The sequence below is a fragment of the Cellvibrio fibrivorans genome, assembly GCF_031457055.1.
Taxonomy (GTDB): domain Bacteria; phylum Pseudomonadota; class Gammaproteobacteria; order Pseudomonadales; family Cellvibrionaceae; genus Cellvibrio; species Cellvibrio fibrivorans.
In genome coordinates this window covers 261,721-281,677 of sequence record NZ_JAVDVX010000007.1, presented here as the reverse complement: position 1 = coordinate 281,677, position 19,957 = coordinate 261,721, and the positions used below count along the sequence as shown (strand labels likewise).

Annotated in this window: 14 protein-coding genes and 1 riboswitch; of the genes, 5 read left to right on the top strand and 9 right to left on the bottom strand. The window is 47.3% G+C overall.

Features of this window, described 5'->3' with window-relative positions:
- Positions 1-2: 2 nt before the first annotated feature.
- Positions 3-1,289 (bottom strand): type II secretion system F family protein, encoded by a 1,287-nt coding sequence (locus J2X05_RS18340; RefSeq protein ID WP_310075286.1) that lies wholly within the window; start codon positions 1,287-1,289, stop codon positions 3-5.
- A 4-nt stretch (positions 1,290-1,293) separates the two neighbouring features.
- Positions 1,294-3,018 (bottom strand): type IV-A pilus assembly ATPase PilB, encoded by a 1,725-nt coding sequence (pilB, locus tag J2X05_RS18335; RefSeq protein ID WP_310075282.1) that lies wholly within the window; start codon positions 3,016-3,018, stop codon positions 1,294-1,296.
- Between the two features lie 336 nt (positions 3,019-3,354).
- Between pilB and J2X05_RS18330 the strand changes: the two genes are divergently transcribed.
- Positions 3,355-3,885 carry a pilin gene (locus tag J2X05_RS18330; RefSeq protein ID WP_310075280.1) on the top strand — a complete coding sequence of 177 codons (531 nt, stop codon included), beginning with the start codon at positions 3,355-3,357 and terminating at the stop codon, positions 3,883-3,885.
- Between the two features lie 112 nt (positions 3,886-3,997).
- Positions 3,998-4,759 carry a hypothetical protein gene (locus tag J2X05_RS18325; RefSeq protein WP_310075277.1) on the top strand — a complete coding sequence of 254 codons (762 nt, stop codon included), beginning with the start codon at positions 3,998-4,000 and terminating at the stop codon, positions 4,757-4,759.
- Positions 4,760-4,798: 39 nt separating this feature from the next.
- Here the strand turns inward: J2X05_RS18325 and nadC are convergent, their stop codons facing one another.
- The gene (gene nadC / locus J2X05_RS18320) at positions 4,799-5,653 is read right to left on the bottom strand and encodes a carboxylating nicotinate-nucleotide diphosphorylase (RefSeq protein ID WP_310075275.1); all 855 of its coding nucleotides are present in this window, start codon (positions 5,651-5,653) and stop codon (positions 4,799-4,801) included.
- Between the two features lie 217 nt (positions 5,654-5,870).
- On the opposite strand from nadC, the gene J2X05_RS18315 reads away from it, so the two are divergent.
- Complete coding sequence (locus tag J2X05_RS18315) at positions 5,871-8,408, top strand: DUF1631 domain-containing protein (protein WP_310075272.1); 2,538 nt, start codon at positions 5,871-5,873, stop codon at positions 8,406-8,408.
- Positions 8,409-8,469: 61 nt separating this feature from the next.
- On the opposite strand, the gene uca is transcribed toward J2X05_RS18315, so the two are convergent.
- The 6 genes from uca to J2X05_RS18285 form a co-directional block, all read right to left on the bottom strand.
- The gene (gene uca / locus J2X05_RS18310) at positions 8,470-12,075 is read right to left on the bottom strand and encodes an urea carboxylase (RefSeq protein ID WP_310075271.1); all 3,606 of its coding nucleotides are present in this window, start codon (positions 12,073-12,075) and stop codon (positions 8,470-8,472) included.
- 73 nt (positions 12,076-12,148) lie between these two features.
- The gene (locus J2X05_RS18305) at positions 12,149-12,790 is read right to left on the bottom strand and encodes an urea amidolyase associated protein UAAP2 (RefSeq protein ID WP_310075269.1); all 642 of its coding nucleotides are present in this window, start codon (positions 12,788-12,790) and stop codon (positions 12,149-12,151) included.
- A 27-nt stretch (positions 12,791-12,817) separates the two neighbouring features.
- A complete protein-coding gene (locus J2X05_RS18300) occupies positions 12,818-13,552 on the bottom strand; it encodes an urea amidolyase associated protein UAAP1 (protein WP_310075266.1) in 735 nt (244 codons plus the stop codon).
- A gap of 3 nt (positions 13,553-13,555) precedes the next feature.
- Entirely contained in the window at positions 13,556-14,332 is a 777-nt protein-coding gene (locus J2X05_RS18295; RefSeq protein ID WP_310075407.1) for an ABC transporter ATP-binding protein, read from the bottom strand.
- Positions 14,333-14,400: 68 nt separating this feature from the next.
- Positions 14,401-15,222 carry an ABC transporter permease gene (locus tag J2X05_RS18290; protein ID WP_310075265.1) on the bottom strand — a complete coding sequence of 274 codons (822 nt, stop codon included), beginning with the start codon at positions 15,220-15,222 and terminating at the stop codon, positions 14,401-14,403.
- Positions 15,223-15,351: 129 nt separating this feature from the next.
- Positions 15,352-16,410 (bottom strand): putative urea ABC transporter substrate-binding protein, encoded by a 1,059-nt coding sequence (locus J2X05_RS18285; RefSeq protein WP_310075263.1) that lies wholly within the window; start codon positions 16,408-16,410, stop codon positions 15,352-15,354.
- Positions 16,411-16,480: 70 nt separating this feature from the next.
- Positions 16,481-16,621, bottom strand: a riboswitch (guanidine-I (ykkC/yxkD leader).
- A 526-nt stretch (positions 16,622-17,147) separates the two neighbouring features.
- Between J2X05_RS18285 and J2X05_RS18280 the strand changes: the two genes are divergently transcribed.
- Positions 17,148-19,577 (top strand): DUF1631 family protein, encoded by a 2,430-nt coding sequence (locus J2X05_RS18280; RefSeq protein WP_310075261.1) that lies wholly within the window; start codon positions 17,148-17,150, stop codon positions 19,575-19,577.
- Positions 19,574-19,936 carry a PilZ domain-containing protein gene (locus tag J2X05_RS18275; protein ID WP_310075260.1) on the top strand — a complete coding sequence of 121 codons (363 nt, stop codon included), beginning with the start codon at positions 19,574-19,576 and terminating at the stop codon, positions 19,934-19,936. The genes J2X05_RS18280 and J2X05_RS18275 overlap by 4 nt, the downstream gene beginning before the upstream one ends.
- Positions 19,937-19,957 lie beyond the last annotated feature (21 nt).

The following is a 19,957-nucleotide window of genomic DNA, read 5'->3' as shown; positions in this document are numbered from 1 at the left end:
GTTTATACAACCGCACCGAGTTGGAAGATAGGCATATACATGGCAATCATTAATCCGCCTACCAGCACACCTAGCACTGACATTATTAAAGGTTCGAGTAATGAAGTGAGGCTATCGACCATATTATCTACAGCTTCCTCATAATAAACGGCAACTTTGTCTAGCATCGCATCCAGCGCACCTGACTCTTCACCGATTGCGGACATCTGAATTAATAATGTTGGAAAAATACCTTTTGCTTTTAATGCGGTATTTAATTGAATACCGGTTGAGACATCGTCTCTTACTTTTATTATTGCATCTGCATAAATTCTGTTGCCTGCCGCGCCAGCAACCGAGGTAAGTGCATCAATCAAAGGAACACCTGCAGCAAATGTTGTGGCCAGTGTGCGAGCAAACCTGGCCATCACAGAAAGATATAAAATTTGGCCTACAATAGGAAATTTTAACATGTATTTATCTACGGCATATGCAAAGGCGGATGAGCGTTTAACACCTTCTTTAAATGCAAAAATAGATGCAATCATGCCCACTAAAATCATGAACCAATACGCTTGAGCAAGCTCTGATAAGTGCAATACAAATAGTGTGAAAGCGGGAAGGTCTGCGCCGAAACTACTAAAAGTTTCGGCAAATTGAGGTACAACTTTTACTAATAATATTCCAGTAACAATAATTGCAACAGCGACAACAGCAATAGGATATGTCATTGCTTTTTTTATTTTAGCTTTCAGTGCTTCCGTTTTTTCTTTATAAGTCGCGATGCGATCCAGCATGGTTTCCAGCGCACCTGACTGCTCTCCTGCATCGACAAGATTGCAAAAAAGATCATCGAAGTATTTGGGGTGTTCCCTTAGTGAGTTTGCAAAGCCTCCGCCAGCGGCAACACTATCGCGGATCTGTAATACAAGCTTGCGCAAATTAGGGTTCTCTAGCCCATCGGCAACAATGTCGAAGGCTTGGACCAGAGGCACACCTGCTTTCATCATAGTTGCCATTTGGCGAGAAAAAATAGCTATATCCGCAGGCTTGATTGCCTTGCCACTAGATCCGAATAAGGGCTTCGCCTTTTTCGACACGGATCGTGTAGTGATCCCTTGTTTAGCCAACAGGGTTTTTACAATAGTCGGGCTGCCACCGTTAATTTCGCCCTGAATCTTATTCCCTTTCTTATCTACACCTTTATACACATAGGTATTGGTTGTTGGGATTTGTTTTGCCTTTGCTACTGCGGCTTTCGATTTTGCTGCAGACGAGCTGGCTGATTTTGTTGTAGATGCTAATGCCATGGAATTAATCCTTGGTGACTCGGTTGGCCTCTTCGAGGCTGGTTAATCCCATTGCGGTCTTGCGCAATGCGGATACCCTAAGATTATTAAAGCCAGCTTCCTTAGCAGCACGCGCAATTTGAAGTGAATTGCCTCCTTCCATTATAAGGTTGGCAATCAGGGGGGTGATGCGAACCACTTCATATACCCCTACTCGTCCTTTATAACCACCATTGCATTTTTCACAGCCAACAGGGTGAAAGAGCTGGAATTCTGCGCGCGGAATGCCTATTTCGTCAAATCCCTCCTGAGTGAGAATGTCTGCCGGAATATCGGTTGCAGGCTTTTTACAAGCAGGGCACAAACGGCGCGCAAGTCTTTGGGCGATAATAAGGCTTACGCTGGTAGCTACGTTAAATGCAGGAACGCCCATGTTAAGCAGGCGAGTCAACGTCTCTGGTGCTGAGTTGGTGTGTAGGGTAGATAACACCAAGTGACCCGTTTGCGATGCTTTAATTGCAATCTCAGCTGTTTCCAAGTCGCGAATCTCACCGACCATGATGATATCCGGGTCTTGCCGCAAGAATGAGCGCAGCGCTTCTGCAAACGTAAGGCCCACGCGCGCATTCATTTGTACCTGGTTAACGCCCTCCAAGTTAATTTCCACAGGGTCTTCTGCCGTTGAAATATTTACCTCGGCGGTGTTAAGAATATTCAGGCCTGTGTAAAGCGATACGGTTTTACCGCTGCCCGTTGGCCCTGTAACCAGAATCATACCCTGCGATTGCGCCAGTGCATCCATGTAGAGTTTCTTCTGGTCATCTTCATATCCAAGAGCATCGATCCCCAGTTTCGCTGAGCTTGGGTCAAGGATACGCAGTACAATTTTTTCGCCAAACAGTGTTGGCAGAGTGTTTACACGGAAGTCGATTGCACGGGTTTTGGATACCTTTAATTTAATACGTCCATCTTGTGGTAAGCGCCGCTCGGAAATATCCATTTGCGACATTACTTTCAAGCGGGCTGCCATTCTATAGGCGAGATTCACCGGAGGGCGTGACATTTCATGCAGAACGCCATCAGTTCTAAAGCGGATGCGATAACTTTTCTCGTAGGGCTCGAAGTGAATATCGGAAGCTCCACCTTTTATTGCATCTAATAAAACTTTGTTGATGTACTTAACAATAGGAGCTTCGTCTGCCTCATTTGAGTCGTCTGCGGTAGGTGCTGTATCTATAGTCTGTACATTTAGATCATCAAGGTCATCATCCAAGCCGCCCAGTGCATCGCCCAGCGTTTCCTCCTGGGAGTTGAGGTATTTGTCGATTGCTATGCGTAATTTGTCTGCCTCTACCAGAACAGCTTCGGTGTTAATGCCGGTATTGAATTTAATTTCATCCAGAGCATGCAAGTCGGTTGGGTCGGTTACTGCCAGAAACAAGCGGTTGCCGCGTCTTGCTATGGGCAGTGTGTGGTGCTTGCGTATTAACTTGTCATCTACCAGTTTTTGAGGAAGCAAATCTTTGTTGAGGGCATCCAAGTCGAAGACAGGTGAACCGAACTCCTCGGATGCAACCCGAGCGAGCGTGCGGGCATCCAAGATTCCATTGCTTACCAGGTGCTGGGCAAACGGGATGTTTTCTTTTTTTGCCTGGTGGACTGACTTGCTCGCCAATTCGGCATCTATCAGCTTGTCAGCCACTAGCCTGCGGGCAAGACCATTTAGCATTGTAGGTGTTGGGCTATTCATTCGTTATTACCGCTGCTACCTATATTTGGATATTGGTTGGATAACTTTATATTACATCAGCCGATTAAGCTTAGTGGATTTAGTTTGTTATGCCCGATGGATTCGCGTTTGATGACTATTTTGTAGTTCATAAATTGAATGGAGTGACAAAAACTGTCACTTGTTGTCAAATCAGGTGAGCGGTGGTTGTTGAGTGTGAATATGGACGAGCAGTAAATGTTGTGCATGGCCAGCATTTACTGCTGTTTTTAAATTCTTCTGAATGTTGGTATGTGATTTGCTTTTAAACATGTGTTGTTTTACTTTCCGCCCCCCTAAAAAGTCTGGAGATTTGTGATGAAAAAAACTTTACAGAAAGGTTTTACTTTAATCGAATTGATGATCGTAGTAGCGATTATTGGTATTTTGGCTGCAGTAGCGCTTCCTGCTTATCAGGACTACACGATTCGCGCCAAAATTACGGAGGGTGTTGGTTTGGCGTCAGCACTGAAATCTGATATGTCCAGTATGTATGCATCAGATGGTATGCCTGGTGTTGCTGCATTTGCAGCGCAAGTAGCCGGTGCTGTGCCACAATCTAAATATGTAACTAGCATCGCTATTGCTCCTGCTACTGGTGTTGTAACCATAACCTATAACGGCGCAAACATTGGTAATGCTGTAGGTGCAGCTCCTACGTTGGTTTTTACTCCTTATTTAAATGCAGCAGGTGTAATCACCCAATTAGCTGCTGCTGCTGCTGGGGCTACTGGTTCTGTTGACTGGGCGTGCGCATCTACCACAAGTGTTCAGGCAACAAACCGCGGTTTAGCTGGTGCTGTTGCAGGTACTTTGAATCCAAGATTTGCTCCTGCAGAATGTAAGTAACTTAGTAAAATAATTTTCAAATTGTTTGATGCAAAGACCCTTATCGCGCTGCTGTGGTAAGGGTTTTTTCTTTTGTCACCTCCTGTAATTATGCCATTTATATGTTGGTTCTATGAAGCTGATTAATGTAACTGCACGCTCTAAACTAAAAGCTGCTGCGCTGCATTTTTTCATTACATCAGTTGTAGCGTTGTTAGTGTGGCAGCTAATTATATTTTGGTACCCTGGCGAGTTGATGCAAGTTCTAGATAGCTTGGTCGCCTATAAAATCATTATAGTGGTGGAGTTGATTTTAGGGCCATTAATGACCTTGGTGATATATTCCCCTGAGAAATCAATAAAAGAATTATGCTCTGATTATATTGTGATTGGTGTCATTCAATTGGGCGCTCTAGTGTATGGTGTATCTATAGTGGCCGCAGCCCGTCCAGCATTCTTGGTGTTGGCAAGGGATCGGGTCGAAATTATTAGGCCTCTAGATATAGGTGAATTTGAAGCTGGATGGCCTGAGGATTTACCGATGACTCCTTCTTTATTCGCTAGCACTCAATACCTGTGTGTTACCTTCCCTAATGATTCTGAAGGGAGGAAAAAAATTCTGCTTTCTGTTTTGGCAGGCAAAGATATTCATCGATTACCACAATACTATCGTCAATGTCTGGATGGGGAGTGGTTCAAGGATGCTAAGAAAATAGAGCTATTGGAAGATATTGTGAAGAAAAATGATTTAGATGTATCTATGCTCAAAAATGCCTTGGTTGAATTTAAAGATTGCGGTTGGTATCCGCTAGTTGCTCTTGTTGAAATAAAAACCGCTATCGTTTGTCCGGATGGGAATAATGTAAGAGCTTATCTTGACTTTGATCCCGGCTAAGTTTTCCATATTTATGGTCAAAGGTATTAGCAGATTTAGTTATGAAACCCTCATAGACAAATCCACCGCCCGGCAGTGCTTCGTCAATCCACCAATAGAAATATAATCCACCCCAGTCTCTGCTGTCGGAATTAATGTATGCTCATTAATATTTCCCGAAGCTTCCAGCTTTGCGCGCCCCGCATTAATCGCTACTGCTTTTTTCATATCATCAATACTGAAGTTATCCAGCATGATGATGTCCGCATTCGCTGCCAGTGCTTGATCTAACTCGGCAAAGTTTTCCACTTCGACTTCAACTGGTTTGCCTGGCGCAATAGCCCGTGCAGCAGCGACGGCCTTTTCAATTGCACCGCAGGCAGCGATGTGATTCTCTTTGATCAAGAATGCGTCATATAAACCAATACGATGATTATGGCAGCCGCCGCAGGCAACTGCATATTTTTGTGCGGTGCGCAGGCCAGGGATGGTTTTACGGGTATCGAGCAGTTTCACCCCGGTGTGGGCGACTTGATCCGAGTATTGTTTGCTGATGGTTGCGGTGCCGGAGAGAGTCTGCACAAAATTCAGTGCGGTGCGCTCCCCGGTGAGAAGGCTACGGGCGCTACCTTGCAAGGTAAATAACAGACTATTGGCTGCTGCGTTTTGGCCATCTTCTACATACCAAATGATCTGAACCCGCGGATCCAGTTGGCGAAATACCTCTTCAACCCAGGCTTTGCCGCAAAAAATACACTGTTCACGGGTGATTATGTTTGCTTTGGCGGTTTGCTCAGTGGGAATTAATTGGGCGGTGATATCGCCAGGGCCTATGTCTTCAGCAAGGGCTATTGCTACGCTTTTGGCGATATTTTCAGCTAGATTTGGTAGGTTTTTGCTGTATATAGGATTCATGTTGTATGTCGAATAATTGAACATTGTGAGGTTGAAAATCGGCAGTTTTGGCGCTGCACTCTTCGGCTAATTCCAAAATCTACTTAGAAAACCATAAGATGATGCGTTAGTTATAGCCTTTTGTGATATGGCTCTCGATCTTATCATTTGCCTACTTGATGTGTCTTTCCCTTAGTTATACTTCAACTACGCAAGTTTTTACTAATGGTAATCCGCCATGTCCGAACATATGAAATCCGACCCCAAAAAGGTTGTTCACTTAAATGTAGAGCGCAATTCCGCTGCTAATTCGCAAGTGGCACTTGCTCGTTTGCCTGCCGCTATGCACGCCCTGCGTGATAAGGCGCGGCAGCAGTTGCAATTATTTCTACGTGAATTGTTCGATAAAGTCGATGATGCCATGTTTGAATTGGCCGACAAAGCTAACAACAATCACGATCAAAATATCTTTTTTGACTCAATGCGCGAGGTGCGCATCCGTCGCCGTGCGATGGAGACTTCATTTTTCCGCAGCATTGATATCAGCTTTGCCCAATTACTTGATCCAAGTGCTTATCGCGATGAAAAGCCATCCGGTGAAAAATCGGTCTCGCTGGACGATTTGTCATTGGTCAAGAATGATGAGCTGGAAGAGATGGTTGCGGTTGATGGCATGGTCAACAAAGCCAATGAACAATTTGCTGAGCCTATCCAACATTTGACCCTGCGTATTGATCATCTGGTTCCCACCAAGGTTTATCAAAAGAATAACCCTCTGGGCGTTGATGTGATTTGCAATGCATTTACCGATGCAACTAAAGCGTTAAATGTCGATGTAAAAGCCAAGTTGGTATTGTTCAAGCTGTTCGACAATATTGTGATGACCAAGCTGGGCAAACTATTTGAAGTGCTCAACCAAACCTTGATTGATGCCAATATTTTGCCTTCATTGAAACAAGATGTGCGCGTCAAAAAGCCCTCAACTAGCCCAACTGCTGATCACTATGGCCAAGGCATCAGTGCGCAGTATGGTTTGGGTGTGCAAAAAGCGGGGGGCGAGACCGGCGGATTGGTGCAAAGTTATGACGACCAAACCAACCAGGTTTTGCATCAGCTGCGCGACCTGTTGGGAGCCAACCGCAGTGCGCCGCGCGTGCAATTACCCGGTGAAGAAATTACTACCCAGGACTTGATCAAGATCCTGTCGCTGGCTCAACAGCAAAATACAGTTAATGCTCCCGTTACCAGCGGAGCGCCAGCTAGCTTGCGCAATTTACTGAGTGATTTGCTGCGCAACGAAACCCACACTGCTGCCGCGATTAATCAAGTTGATGATGATGTCATCAATTTGGTAAGTATGATGTTCGAATTTATTTTGGATGACCGTAACCTGGCGGCACCAATGAAAGCCTTGATTGGTCGTTTACAAATTCCGATGGTCAAAGTGGCGATTGCCGATAAAACTTTCTTCAGCAAAGGTGGCCACCCCGCGCGTCGTTTGTTGAATGAAATGGCAATGGCCTGTCTGGGATGGCAGGAATCCAGCGAAGAAAATCAACGCAAAGACAGTCTCTTTAACAAAATGGAAGAAACTGTGCGTTCGATCCTGACTGATTTTGATACCGATATGAGTATCTTTGAGCGATTGCTGGTCGATTTTCGCTCGTTCCTTGATAAAGAAAAACGTCGTGCACAAATTCTTGAGCAGCGCACTATTGATGCGGAAGATGGCAAGGCCAAATCTGAACGCGCACGCGCGCAGGTTGATGCGGAATTAAATCGCATTTGTGCCGGTAAGGAGTTGCCTCTGGCGGTCACTAAGTTGCTGCGTGAGGCTTGGGCGAATGTGATGTTTATTACCTCACTCAAACAAGGTGTGGAGAGTGATGAGTGGCGCAACTGTTCTGCAACAGCACAGCAGCTCGTTTGGAGTGTTACAGCGGCGATGGATAAAGATAACCGCCAACGCTTATTAAAGCTGGTACCCGAGCTGTTGCAAAAATTGCGCACCGGTTTGGAAAGTATTTCGTTCAGTCCGTTTGAAACCACCAATTTGTTCAAGCAGCTTGAAAGTGTACATTTGGCGCGCTTACGTGGCGACGTAAAACCTCAGGTTGAGGCTGCGCCATCCGTATCCGCAGCAGATTTGGCAGCCAAGGCCAGTGAAATGGCGACGAAAAATGCCAACATGAAGGCGGCCATGGTGGAGGCGCAAATGCGTGCGCAACAAGCAGCGAATGCTGCGGCGCAAGCTAACAAGGTACAAAATGCAGCACCCGCGCCGGTTATTGAGAATGCAGCGGAAGTTGTCGAATCTGCGCATGAACCAATAGCCGAAACCGCAGACGTTAAACTAGCTGACCAAGCGATAATTGAGCCGGTTGCTGATACTGTAGCTGAAGTTGTTGCGGTGGCAGAAGTTGCAACGGCTGCAGAAGCAGAACAACAATTTGTGGTAGAAGAAACCATCAGCGAAAGCGTTCAGGCTGATCCGCAACATTTAGCCTTGGTCAATAATATTACCCAGGGCACCTGGTTTGAAATGCAAGGTGATGCAGGTGAGAAATACCGCTGCCGTTTGGCTGCCATTATTCGCTCGGTAGGAAAATATATTTTTGTAAACCGTTCAGGTATGAAAGTCGCAGAAGAAAGCCGTGAAAGTCTGGCGGTTGCACTGCAGACCAAGCGCCTGACAATTTTAGATGACGGTATGTTGTTTGACCGAGCACTTGAAGCAGTAATTGGGACGTTGCGTGAGCAGCGCACCTTAAGTTAGTTTTCTCCTCAGATGTTTAACCCGGCCTTGCGCCGGGTTTTTTTATTTGGGCTGCGAAAAATTATGTTGCTTCCAAAACCACCAATGTTTGTCCTGCCTGCACGCGTGCTCCATCTGCTTTTAACAGATGTGTTACTTTGCCCGCGCTACTTGCCGTTATATTGATTTCCATTTTCATGGATTCCAGAATCAATAGCACATCTCCTGCTTTCACTGTTTGCCCCACTTGTACCTGGGTTTGCCAGACACTGCCGGAGACCGAGCTGTCAACGCGGATTGCATCCTCTGGCAATTCTGCTTCTTCATTTTCGTCGACAATTTCTTCCTGTACATAATTGAATTGTCCGTTGGCGTGCCAGCGAGCCAATTCCTCTTCAAATGCCTGCTCGCGTTGCGCGGTAAATGCAGTGATGGAATCCAGATGGGCGGCAATAAATTCTTGGTATTCACTTAAACTGAAATGACTTTCTTCAATTTTGATGGGATAACGACCCTGTGGAAAATCGCGACGAATTTTTTGTAGTTCGTTTGCACTGACTTCATAAAAACGGATTTGGTCAAAGAAATTTAATAACCAGGGTTGTTTAAATTCCTTGGTTTGACGATAGCGATTCCACATTTGTAAGGTGCGCCCGACAAATTGGTAGCCACCGGGGCCTTCCATACCGTAAACACATAAATAAGAACCGCCAATCCCAACCGAGTTTTCTGCCGTCCAAGTGCGTGCAGGATTATATTTGGTGGTGACCAAACGATGGCGCGGGTCAATTGGAGTTGCAACAGGCGCACCCAAATACACATCGCCCAGACCCATCACTAGATAGGAGGCACTGAAGAGAATATTTTTTACCTCGGCGATAGAATCCAAACCATTAATGCGGCGAATAAATTCCAGATTGCTGGGGCACCAGGGTGCGTTGGAGCGCACTGACTGCATATATTTTTGGATCGCCAATTGACAGGCTTCGTCATCCCAGCTCAAAGGAATATGCACTATACGTGAAGGAACGCTTAGCTGTGCAAGTTGCAAAATTAATTCGCGTTCACCGCGTTCAAGATGTGCCAACAGATTTTCGAGTGATAATTGCTGACTGTCATAGTGTACTTGTAGCGAACGAATTCCCGGTGTCAGTTCGCGTAAACCATACAAGGCATTTTGTTGTAACCATTGCATAAGTGCGTGGGCACGAAAACGCAATTTAATATCCAGTTCCAGCGCGCCGTATTCGACCAATAAAAAATGGTCACCTGCAGCGCGGTACACAATATTTTCACCAAACTCGTCGGCGCCCAAGGTTTTTACAATGGGTGATGTTAAATCGCTTTTACTCCAAGTATGCGCAATGTTTTCCAGCGTTCGCAACGATTGGTTTTGTGTTTTTTCAATCGCTACTGCATCGTCAATCGATACGGGTAGGAAACGAATTTTATCGCCCGCTCGTACTTGCCCGAGTTTCCATAAATCGGCGCTGATAACGGTTGCCGGGCAAACAAAACCGCCGAGTGATGGACCGTCTGGCCCGAGAATCACGGGCATATCGCCAGTAAAATCCACGGTGCCGAAAGCGTAAGCATTATCGTGAATATTGGAGGGGTGCATTCCCGCTTCGCCGCCGGAGCTGCGTGCCCATTCCGGTTTTGGGCCAATCAAGCGAACACCGGTGCGACTTGAGTTGTAGTGCACTTCCCAGTCGGTGTTAAAAAATGTGCTTATGTCATTGGGGGTAAAAAAATCCGGCGCGCCGTGAGGGCCGTAGATAACACGCAATTGCCAGAGATTATTAATCTGCGGCTTTAATTTGTCGTTGATTGTTACAGGAGCAATTGTCGCATTGCAGTTGTTTGCATCTAGTGCGAGCACATCGCCGGCACGCAATGCGCGGCCATTGTGGCCGCCGAATTGGCCGAGTGTGAATGTAGATTTTGAATTTAAATAACCCGGGCATTGAATTCCGCCGGCAATTGCTAAGTAGGTGCGAGCGCCCTTATCGGTGATGCGCCCGAGTTGCAATTGTTGCCCTGCAGCTACTGAAATAATTTCATAAATCGCAATCGCATTGCCGTCGAGTTTTGCATCAATCGCTGCGCCGGTTAAAACTATTTTTGTTGCGCAGCCAAATTTTAATGTTGGACCTTGCAAGGTAATTTCCAGCCCCGCTGCTGTTTCATCGTTGTTGAGCAGGCGATTGCCCAAACGGAATGAGTAGCTATCAAAGGGGCCGGAAGTAGGTACGCCTACATGCCAATAACCTGAGCGACCCGGATAATCCTGAATTGTGGTTTGGGTTCCACCTTGAATAACATCGATGCGCGCAGGTTGGTACACGAATGTATTTAAATAGCGTGTGGTCATTCGCCCCTCTAGCAAGGTTGGATCTTGCAAGAGTGCGCGCAAATAACCGATATTGGTTTCGATACCGTAGAGATAGGTGTTCGTCAAAGCGTTGGATAAGTTTTTCAGTGCTTGTTCGCGATCAGCGCCGCACACGATAATTTTGGCAAGCATTGGATCAAAAAATGCAGGGACTTCAATACCGCTTTCAATCCAGTGATCGATGCGTAGATCGTTGTGTAACTCGGGGAATTGTACTTTACTGAGCAAACCCGCGCAGGGTTGGAAATTCAGCGCGGGGTCTTCCGCATAAACGCGTACTTGAATGGCGTGGCTTTTGGGTGCGAGCTGATCGCGCAGGGTTTTAATATCGCCGAGATCACCCGCTGCCTGGTGCAGCATCCACTCCACTAAATCCACACCGTAAACTTCTTCAGTAACACCGTGCTCTACTTGCAGGCGTGTGTTGACCTCAAGGAAATAAAATTTTTCGTCAATGGAATCGTAAATAAATTCTACCGTACCCGCATTGCGATAGCTGACCGACGCCAACAGCTGCTCCGCAGTTTTTTGCATGGCTTTGCGTTGTGGCTCGGGTAAGTTGGGTGCGGGGCATTCCTCAACAACTTTTTGGTTGCGTCTTTGACTTGAGCAATCGCGCTCTCCAATCGCAACAGCAGTTCCTTTGCCATCGCCAAATACTTGTACTTCAATATGGCGAGCAGCGGCAATAAACTTTTCCAGAAACACACCATCATCGGCAAAGTTATTTTTGCCCAAGCGTTTTACTGAATCAAAAGCGGCGATGAGTTCGGCTTCGCTATTGCACAATTGCATGCCAATACCACCGCCACCGGCGGTACTTTTAAGCATTATTGGGTAACCAATATTTGCTGCAGCAGCTATTGCCTCGTCGAGGTCTTTTAATAAATCAGTGCCGGGGCAGAGGGGTACATTGGCTGCCTGTGCCAATTCGCGTGCTTTATGCTTTAAACCAAAGGTAATCATTTGTTCCGCAGTAGGGCCGATAAACACTAAACCTGCTGCTTCGCACTCCGCAACAAAGCTGGAGTTTTCGCTTAGAAAACCGTAGCCGGGGTGAATCGCCTGTGCACCGGTTTGCTGTGCAATCGCGATAATTTTTTTGCGATCAAGATAGGTTTGTGCGGCCGCACCTTCGCCTAAAGAAAACGATTCGTCGGCAATGCGCACGTGTAATGAGTCTGCATCAGATTCGGCATAGACAGCGACGGATTTTATATTGAGTTTTTTTAAGGTGCGAATAATGCGTGTTGCGATGGCGCCGCGATTGGCAATTAACACTTTGGTAAACATGTTCTGCTCCGGCAGGTCGTCCTGCTGGGATTAATTTACAACAGTGGCCGTCCACTGAGGATATTGAATTTAATTAATTCCAAACGATAACTTCAATCGGCGTTGGGTTATAACCATTGCACGGGTTGTTTAATTGCGGGCAATTGGAGATCAGCATCACGATATCCATTTTCGCTTTCAGCTCAACATATTTTCCGGGTGCAGAAATGCCATCTTCAAAGGTGAGTCCACCATCTGCGGTGACGGGAACATTCATAAAGAAGTTTATGTTGTGGGTGATGTCACGTTTGCTAATACCAAATTCGGGATGTTCTGCAATTGCGAGCATCCAGCTGTCGCGGCAGGCGTGCATGCAGCGCTTTTCCAAACTGTAGCGAACGGTATTGCTTTCTGTTGCGCAGGCACCACCGAGGGTGTCGTGGCGGCCGCAGGTATCGGCGACGATTTCCAGTAATTCGCGATTGGCATTGGACATTAATTTAGTGCCCGCCGATAAATACAAATTGCCCTGGCTGCGGATAGTATCCATCGCGCTGTAGCGCTCGCTTGGATCTTTGGCGTTATAAAATAAAACGTCAGCGGCTTGATTGCCTTTTAAATCGACAATACGAAAAGTTTGCCCTTGTTTTATTTCGCCGAGAAAATAATCGCCTGCGGGCACATAGTGTGTAGAGAACGCAGTTTCAGGGTGTAGGTTGCTTTGGATATGTGACATGTCTTCCTCAACTATTTCGCAGCTAAACTATTTTGCAGACAGGTAATAAAGCGCGTTGTTTTGAAAACCGCGCTGGTTTTCTTCGCGGAAGTTTTTACAGTAGTCATCGTCGCTGACTGGTTCTGCTTCCCCTAATTCAATTTCCACTGAAGTAAACGGATAGGTTTTCGATTTATTTAATGGATGTGGACAGGCGTGCATAATAACCATGGTGTCCATTTCAAAACGCAAGGTGACACTGTTGCCAGCCGATTGGTTTTTAGTGTCGAGCCGGATATTGCCATGATCATCTGCGATGACTTTGCTAAACCAGTTGATATTGGACGCCATATCGGCGCGCCCCAAACCGTATTTTGCAAGTTCAACTAAAAAGGCGTCATAGCCATTTTGTTTCCACTGATTGCGATGGGTTTGGTAATCGCGTTTCCCCCACTGCTTTTCGATCAGTTCGGCAGTGCTATTGCCGCAAATAGTATCGTGCCAATTACCTTCGCCGTTCGCGGAATAGTCTTCAACAATCGAAGCAAAAATTCTGCCCATATCAGAATACAAGCAATTGCCGCGTTGCAATTTAAACGTGTGTTGGCATTTGAGTGTGTCGGGCGCGTTGTAGCGTTCCAATAAATTGCGCGGGTTGTAAAACAGCATGCCAACGTTGGCGCCGCCTTCGATGTCAGTAATTTTCATCAGGCTGCCGCGGCGCAACTCCAGTGACCAGTGGCCGTTGCCGGGCAGGGTAGTGGTGTACAACATCTTACTCATGAGTTAAAAATCCTGTGATTCTTGGGCAATCGTTTGTAATTCATAAGGCACTTCACTTTTGCGACGGGTAACCGGTAGGTCATAGGTAATATTTGCACCGTAAGCACCAGGGGCTTGATTGTCGCGCCGCAATTTGTCGAACACCCACAGGCGTGTGCCTAAATAAAATCCTTCGCTTAAATCGTGCGTCACCATAAACACGGTGAGCTGGTGTTCGCGCCAGAGTTCCAAAATTAATTGATGCATGTCGGCGCGAATACCCGGGTCGAGTGCACCGAAGGGTTCGTCGAGTAATAAAATGCGCGGCTGGCGGATAAGCGCTTGGGCGATGGCTAACCGCTGTTTCATGCCGCCCGATAATTCATGCGGATAACGATTTATTGCGTGGGTTAATCCAACCGATTCCAGCAGCGCTTTGGCTTCATCAACAACTTTGCGTTTTTTACTGCCGAATAATTTCCCCAATATTGGGGAGTGCTCAAATTCGCGCGCGATAATCACGTTTTCTAACACGGTGAGATGAGGGAACACGGAGTATTGCTGAAACACTATGCCGCGCGATTGATCGGGTTCGCTGCGAATCGATTTCCCATCCAACAGTAATTCACCGGACGTGGGCGACTCCATGCCCAACAACATTTTTAAAAAGGTACTTTTGCCGCAGCCGGAAGTGCCCACCATGGTAATAAATTCACCGGCTTTTACGCTCACATTCATGCGTTCCAACACCACGTTGTCGCCGTATTTTTTCCACAGGTTTTTTGCCTGAATCATGGGCATAGCTTTGGCTCTTTTTTCATCTATGTATTTTTTATCAAAAGGGATAATGGTCATTGGGTGGCCGCCTGTCACTTTGTTGTTGCTTGATAGTGCCAGGGGAAACATGTGGTGCTGAGCTTGACGAGTAACCAATCCACTAAAAAGGCGAGTAAGGTAATCCAGGCAACATAGGGCAGGATCACATCCATGGACATATAACGGCGTACCAGAAATATGCGATAACCCAGACCGTCGGTAGAAGCAATTGCTTCTGCGGCAATTAAAAATAACCATCCGGCACCGAGCGATAAACGCACGGCATTAATCAAACGTGGCAGCAATTGCGGAATTAATACGCGCACCAAGATTTGCCAGGTAGATGCGCCTAGGGTTTGTGCTTTAACTAATTGTTCAAGCGGAATTTCCTGGGTGCAGCGCTGAATATCGCGCGCGATAAATGGCGCAACGCCGATCACAATCAACGCCACTTTGGATAATTCACCCAAACCAAAGACGATAAATAACACCGGCAAAAGCGCCATGGGCGGAACCAGTGAAATAATGGTTAACAGCGGCGCTATGGGCGAATAGATGGTGGGAATCGCGCCGGTTAATATGCCGATAGTGAAGCCTAAAATAGCGGCGATAAAAATGCCGAGCGTTAAGCGATACAAACTGCTGAGCGTATCTTGCCAAAATAAATATTCACCACTGCGTTTACTCGGTTCAAACGCGAGGTTGCCAATTGCATCGCCCATTTGTGCAAAGCTGGGTAGCAGTTTGTCGTTGGCATTTTCGGCGAGGCGTGCATCGGAAGCGATCAAATAAACAACGAGCAGCAGAGCAAACGGCAGAATCCCCAGTAAAAGTTTGAGCGGTTTTGAGGGCGTTAGATTAATTAATCGTTTCATGGGCATCTTCTTTATAGTGTGGTCGTCACTCCCGCGCACGCGGGAGTCCAGCTTTCAATTTGATTACGCGGTGTGTGGATCCCCGTTTGCGCGAGGATGACGACTCACTGATTAATCAGTGTCAGACAATTAAAGTTTTTTATCTGCTGCCATTTGCATATAAGTCGCATCAAAACGCAGCTTCACGTTTTTCTTATCACCGTACACACCTTTAGGGCCTTCTACGCCGATGTATTTAGCATCGGGTGCACCCTCACCTAACAGGCCGTGATCAAACGAAAACTCAGCAACTTTCTGCATGGTTTTTAACAGTTCTTCGCTATTGATAAGAGCAAGAGCTGAAGCGGGTGTGTAAAACATTTTTGTGCTGGCGAGTTGCGATTCAAAACCGGCGAGGTCAGTCCCTGAGGCAACAGCCATAGCGGTTTTGGCAGCAGCAGCGGCTTTGTCTGATCCGCTCATTACGCCCATAATTTCGTACCAGGCGCCAACAAGGGCTTTACCGAGTGCAGGATTCTTTTTCAGGGTTTCGGTGTTCACTATCATCAAATCCATAATTTCACCAGGAATTTGTGATGAGTCGAAAACTTTGGTGCTGTTAGGTTGTGCGAGGATTTCGCTTAGCAGTGGATTCCAAGTGGTAACCGCGGTGACATCTTTAGTGCCGTACACGGCGACCATATCGGCGTCAGAGGTGTTAACGACTTTGACATCGGACTCTTTCAAACCGACAGTTTCCAAACCGCGCGCAAGCAGGTAATGAGATACGCTCAGTTCAACCAGATTGACTTGCTGGCCTTTAATGTCTTTCAGCGTTTTACCACCTTTGAGTACAACGCCATCGTTACCGTTGGAGAAGTCGCCGACGATCAATGCGGTTGAATCTACACCGCCAGCAGCGGGGATGGTGAGCGCATCCATGTTTGTCATTACACAGCCATCAAATTGGCCTGCGGTGTATTGGTTAATGGATTCGACGTAATCGTTGATTTGCACAACTTCAATTTCGATGCCGTATTTTTTTGCCCATTTATCGACAATTTTTTGTTCGGCCCCGTAGCCCCACGGCATCCAACCAACATAGATGGACCAGCAGACTTTGAATGGTTCAGCAGCACTGGCACAAGCGGCGGAGAGGGAGAGTGTAATGGCCAGTAATACTTTTTTAAGGCGGGATTGACGCAACATGAATAACCTCCAGCGGTTTTGGTGACATCGGCGCAAGCAAATGGGAGCACTCTGGCGATTAGGCCATTCCATCTCCCGGGCTTTTATCCCGCCGTGTAACCTCAAGACAGTTGCGGGCGTTTAGCCTTTTGCCTGCCTTGGGAGGTCGGAAGCTCTCGGACCAGACATCGCTTGATAAAATCAAGTGACCGGAACCCTAGCCTCCTATTAACAAATTGTGTGTACAGATTTGTTGAATAGCTAAAACCACCCAGAGTGCGAATCAGTTATTACAGGGGGGCTATCGCAATATGAGTGCCAATTTTTTAATTGCCTGATTTTGAAAGGGATTTGGGAGTTTCATGGAGGGAAGTTATGCCTATATGTGTTCCATGGTGGGGCGCGATACTGTGCGTGCTGGATTATTTTGGTGCGCCGGGCGTGCGGTTGCTCAAGGAACATTTATCCAAATATTGAAAAATCAGGATTTACTTATCTTTCGAACGGCTGGAAAGGCATCTTTGCGGCGATTTGCGTAGATCGTGCTATTTTTAATCTAACTGTGAGCCAATAGTCTTATTGGCTGGAAGAAATCTCACAAGCTGTTAAGATTGTCGCTCAGGACAACCTATATAGAAGATTCACTCATCTAGTCTCTAGGTTCGCAGGCACTGATTCCAAGCGCGGTTAGCGCAAAACCAGCTTGGTAATAATAGGCGCTAGGGAATATGAAATTCATGGAAAAACACGGAATAATTATGCATAACTCAGGCTTACCTGGTTCTGATATTAATAAGTCTTCTCCGTATTCTGCGGTAGCCATGTCAGAGCAATTGGTCATTCAATATTTAAAACATTGCCGCGATTTAACGCGCGGTTTTGCGTACCGTGTTTTCCCTAATTTTTGGCGGCAGTGGTGTAAGCAGGTTCTGGAAGTTGCTGAACAGGCTAAATCTAATAAAGACCAGATAGCCCTCTATGAAACCCAAAATTTACTTGCAGCTGTACAGCAAGCGGCTGAACAAGAGTTTTGCCAGCATCTGGCCAACGGTTTTGTAAAATTCAAGAATAAATCCCTTAATACCCTGACGGGCGAAGAGCGTTTTAGCGGCGATATTCTTTCGTTGGTGGAACATTCAGACCTTGAAGAAACCATCGCTATTACCTCTATTACGCATCGCGCCGACAATTTTTTTGCCGAGCAGCTCTGGGCATTGCAGCAGCGTTTGGCGCTGTTAAATGATGGCGAAAAGATTGATGAGCGCGCCAACCCTGCCAGCCCGGTACAATTTTGTGAATCGCTGCGCAAGCTGCTCGCCAATCTGGATATTGATGTCAAAACCAAAATCATCGGCTACAAGTTGTTCGATCAAGACGTGATTGGCATGCTCGATGGGCTATACGATGAGCTGAATGATTACCTGATCCGCCAAAACCTGTTGCCCAATCTCCGCTTTGTTCCCGCCAGTGACAAGCCGGCTGACCACAAAACGGATGAGGCGATGCAGGATGATCCCTTCGAGCGCAACGACGGGTCAGTTGACGAGCAGCAACAAGTCGAAGAAGAACAGCAGCATCAGCGCCGTGCGAGCGATAAATTGCTCAGTGGTGCGCTCAACCCCAATGATATCCAGTACCAAAACAGCCTGTTGAACGCGATCCGCCTGTTGCAAACCCATGTAACCCAGGCATTGCCTGCAATCCAGGCTGCACATTTCAATCCTCAAGCGGTGGTTGCTGGTCAGGCGGCGAATAGCCCGGTGATCAACCCCAATGGAGCAGTTGTCGCTACCCCTGCTGTGCCTACAGCGTCACCCGCTAATTTACAGGTCTACACCCAAAATCAATTGGTGAGTGTGCTGGAACAGATGCAAACCCAGGCCTTTAGTGTGACCCAGCAGGTGCTGGCTAACCATGAGTCGGGCCCTGTGCCTATTGCACCGCAAATGGTGGCCGAGGTTGGCCGCAAGATGATGGAGCAGATCGCCAGCGAAAACGAAAATGGCGCAGTAGAAGCGGGTGATATGCAGACCATTGACTTGGTCGGTATGTTGTTTGAGTACATGCTGTCTGATGATCACTTGCCCGATTCTGTCAAAGCATTGCTCAGTTATTTGCATACGCCGTTTCTGAAAATCGCCTTTATCGACAAGGGTTTTTTTGAGCAACCTGAGCACCCCGCGCGCGTGCTGCTCAACAGTCTTGCCGAAGCCGGTGTGCGCTGGGTGAGTAATGATGGCAGCGACCAATACGATATCTTTACCAAGATCAAAACCACGGTGTTTCGCCTGCTGCAGGAATTCAAGAATGATGTGCGCATCTTTGCCGAATTGCTGATTGAGTTTAATGCCTATACCCACAATGTGGCGCGTCGCCAGGAATTGATGGAGCGTCGCGCGCTGGAAAAAGCCCAAGGCGAAGAAAAACTGCGCGAAGCGAAGATCCAGGTGAATAACGAGGTGCGAGGCCGCACCGATAATCGCGATATGCCCTCGGCGATATTGCTGTTGTTGTTGCAACCCTGGTCGGACTACCTGTCGTTTGTGCTGCTGCGCTACGGCGATAAATCCGACAGTTGGAAGCGCGCCCTGCAAGTGATCGACGATTTGCTCTGGACGCTGGAGCCCAAAACCAAGCAGCCGGACAAAGTAAAACAAATGGAGCTGCAGGATGGGCTGCTCGCCGCCCTTGAGCGTGGTTTTGAAACCATCGGTTATGAGCAGGCCAAAGGTCGCAAGCTTTTGGATGCGGTTGTCTCGCTCCAGCGCATGGCGCTGTTGAGCCGCAAAGCCGAGCCTGCCCCAGCGCCCATGCGCACCAAGTTGGAATCGTTGGCGGCAGAAAAAGCCGGACATATGGTGGCGCAGTTGCAGCCGGTGTTGCCGGAAGAGGCCAAGATTGTTGATAGCTTGAAGATGGTGGAGTTTGGTACCTGGTTTGAATTTGATGGTGGCAAGCGCCTGAAAGTGGCCTGGTACAATAAAAAGACCCAACACTACATGTTGGTCGATCAGCAGGGGCGCAAAGTGTCGCTCGCGGCTGGCCTCCAATTGGCGCGCGATATGCTCGCGGGCCGCGCCCGGATTATCGCGGGCAGCACCAAACCGTTTTTCGAGCGCGCCTTGGAAAACATCTATCACACCCTCAATGAACGAGCCGATACTCTTAAAACCGGTAATACATCATGACCCACAACTGCTCACGTGAACACGACAGGGAGTTGGAGCGCCATACGATCAATGGCGATGTAGATGTGTACGATAACCTGCGCGACCAATACATCGGTCGCCTGGTCAATATTCACACTCAGGGATTAATGATTGTAGGTGACGTCGCCATGGAGGAAGATCGCCTTTACACCCTGGATTTGCATGTGCCGGAGCCTGTTAATGGACAGATGGTGATCCAGCTGGGTGCTGACTGCCTCTGGGCGCGCGATGCAGATTTGTCGGGTAAACACTGGACCGGATTTTCGATTATCGATGTATCACCGCAGGCGACCGAGTCTATCCGCACCCTTGTTGATTTGTTGGGCGAAGCCTATTAGCCTTGCCCCTTGCGGTATCAG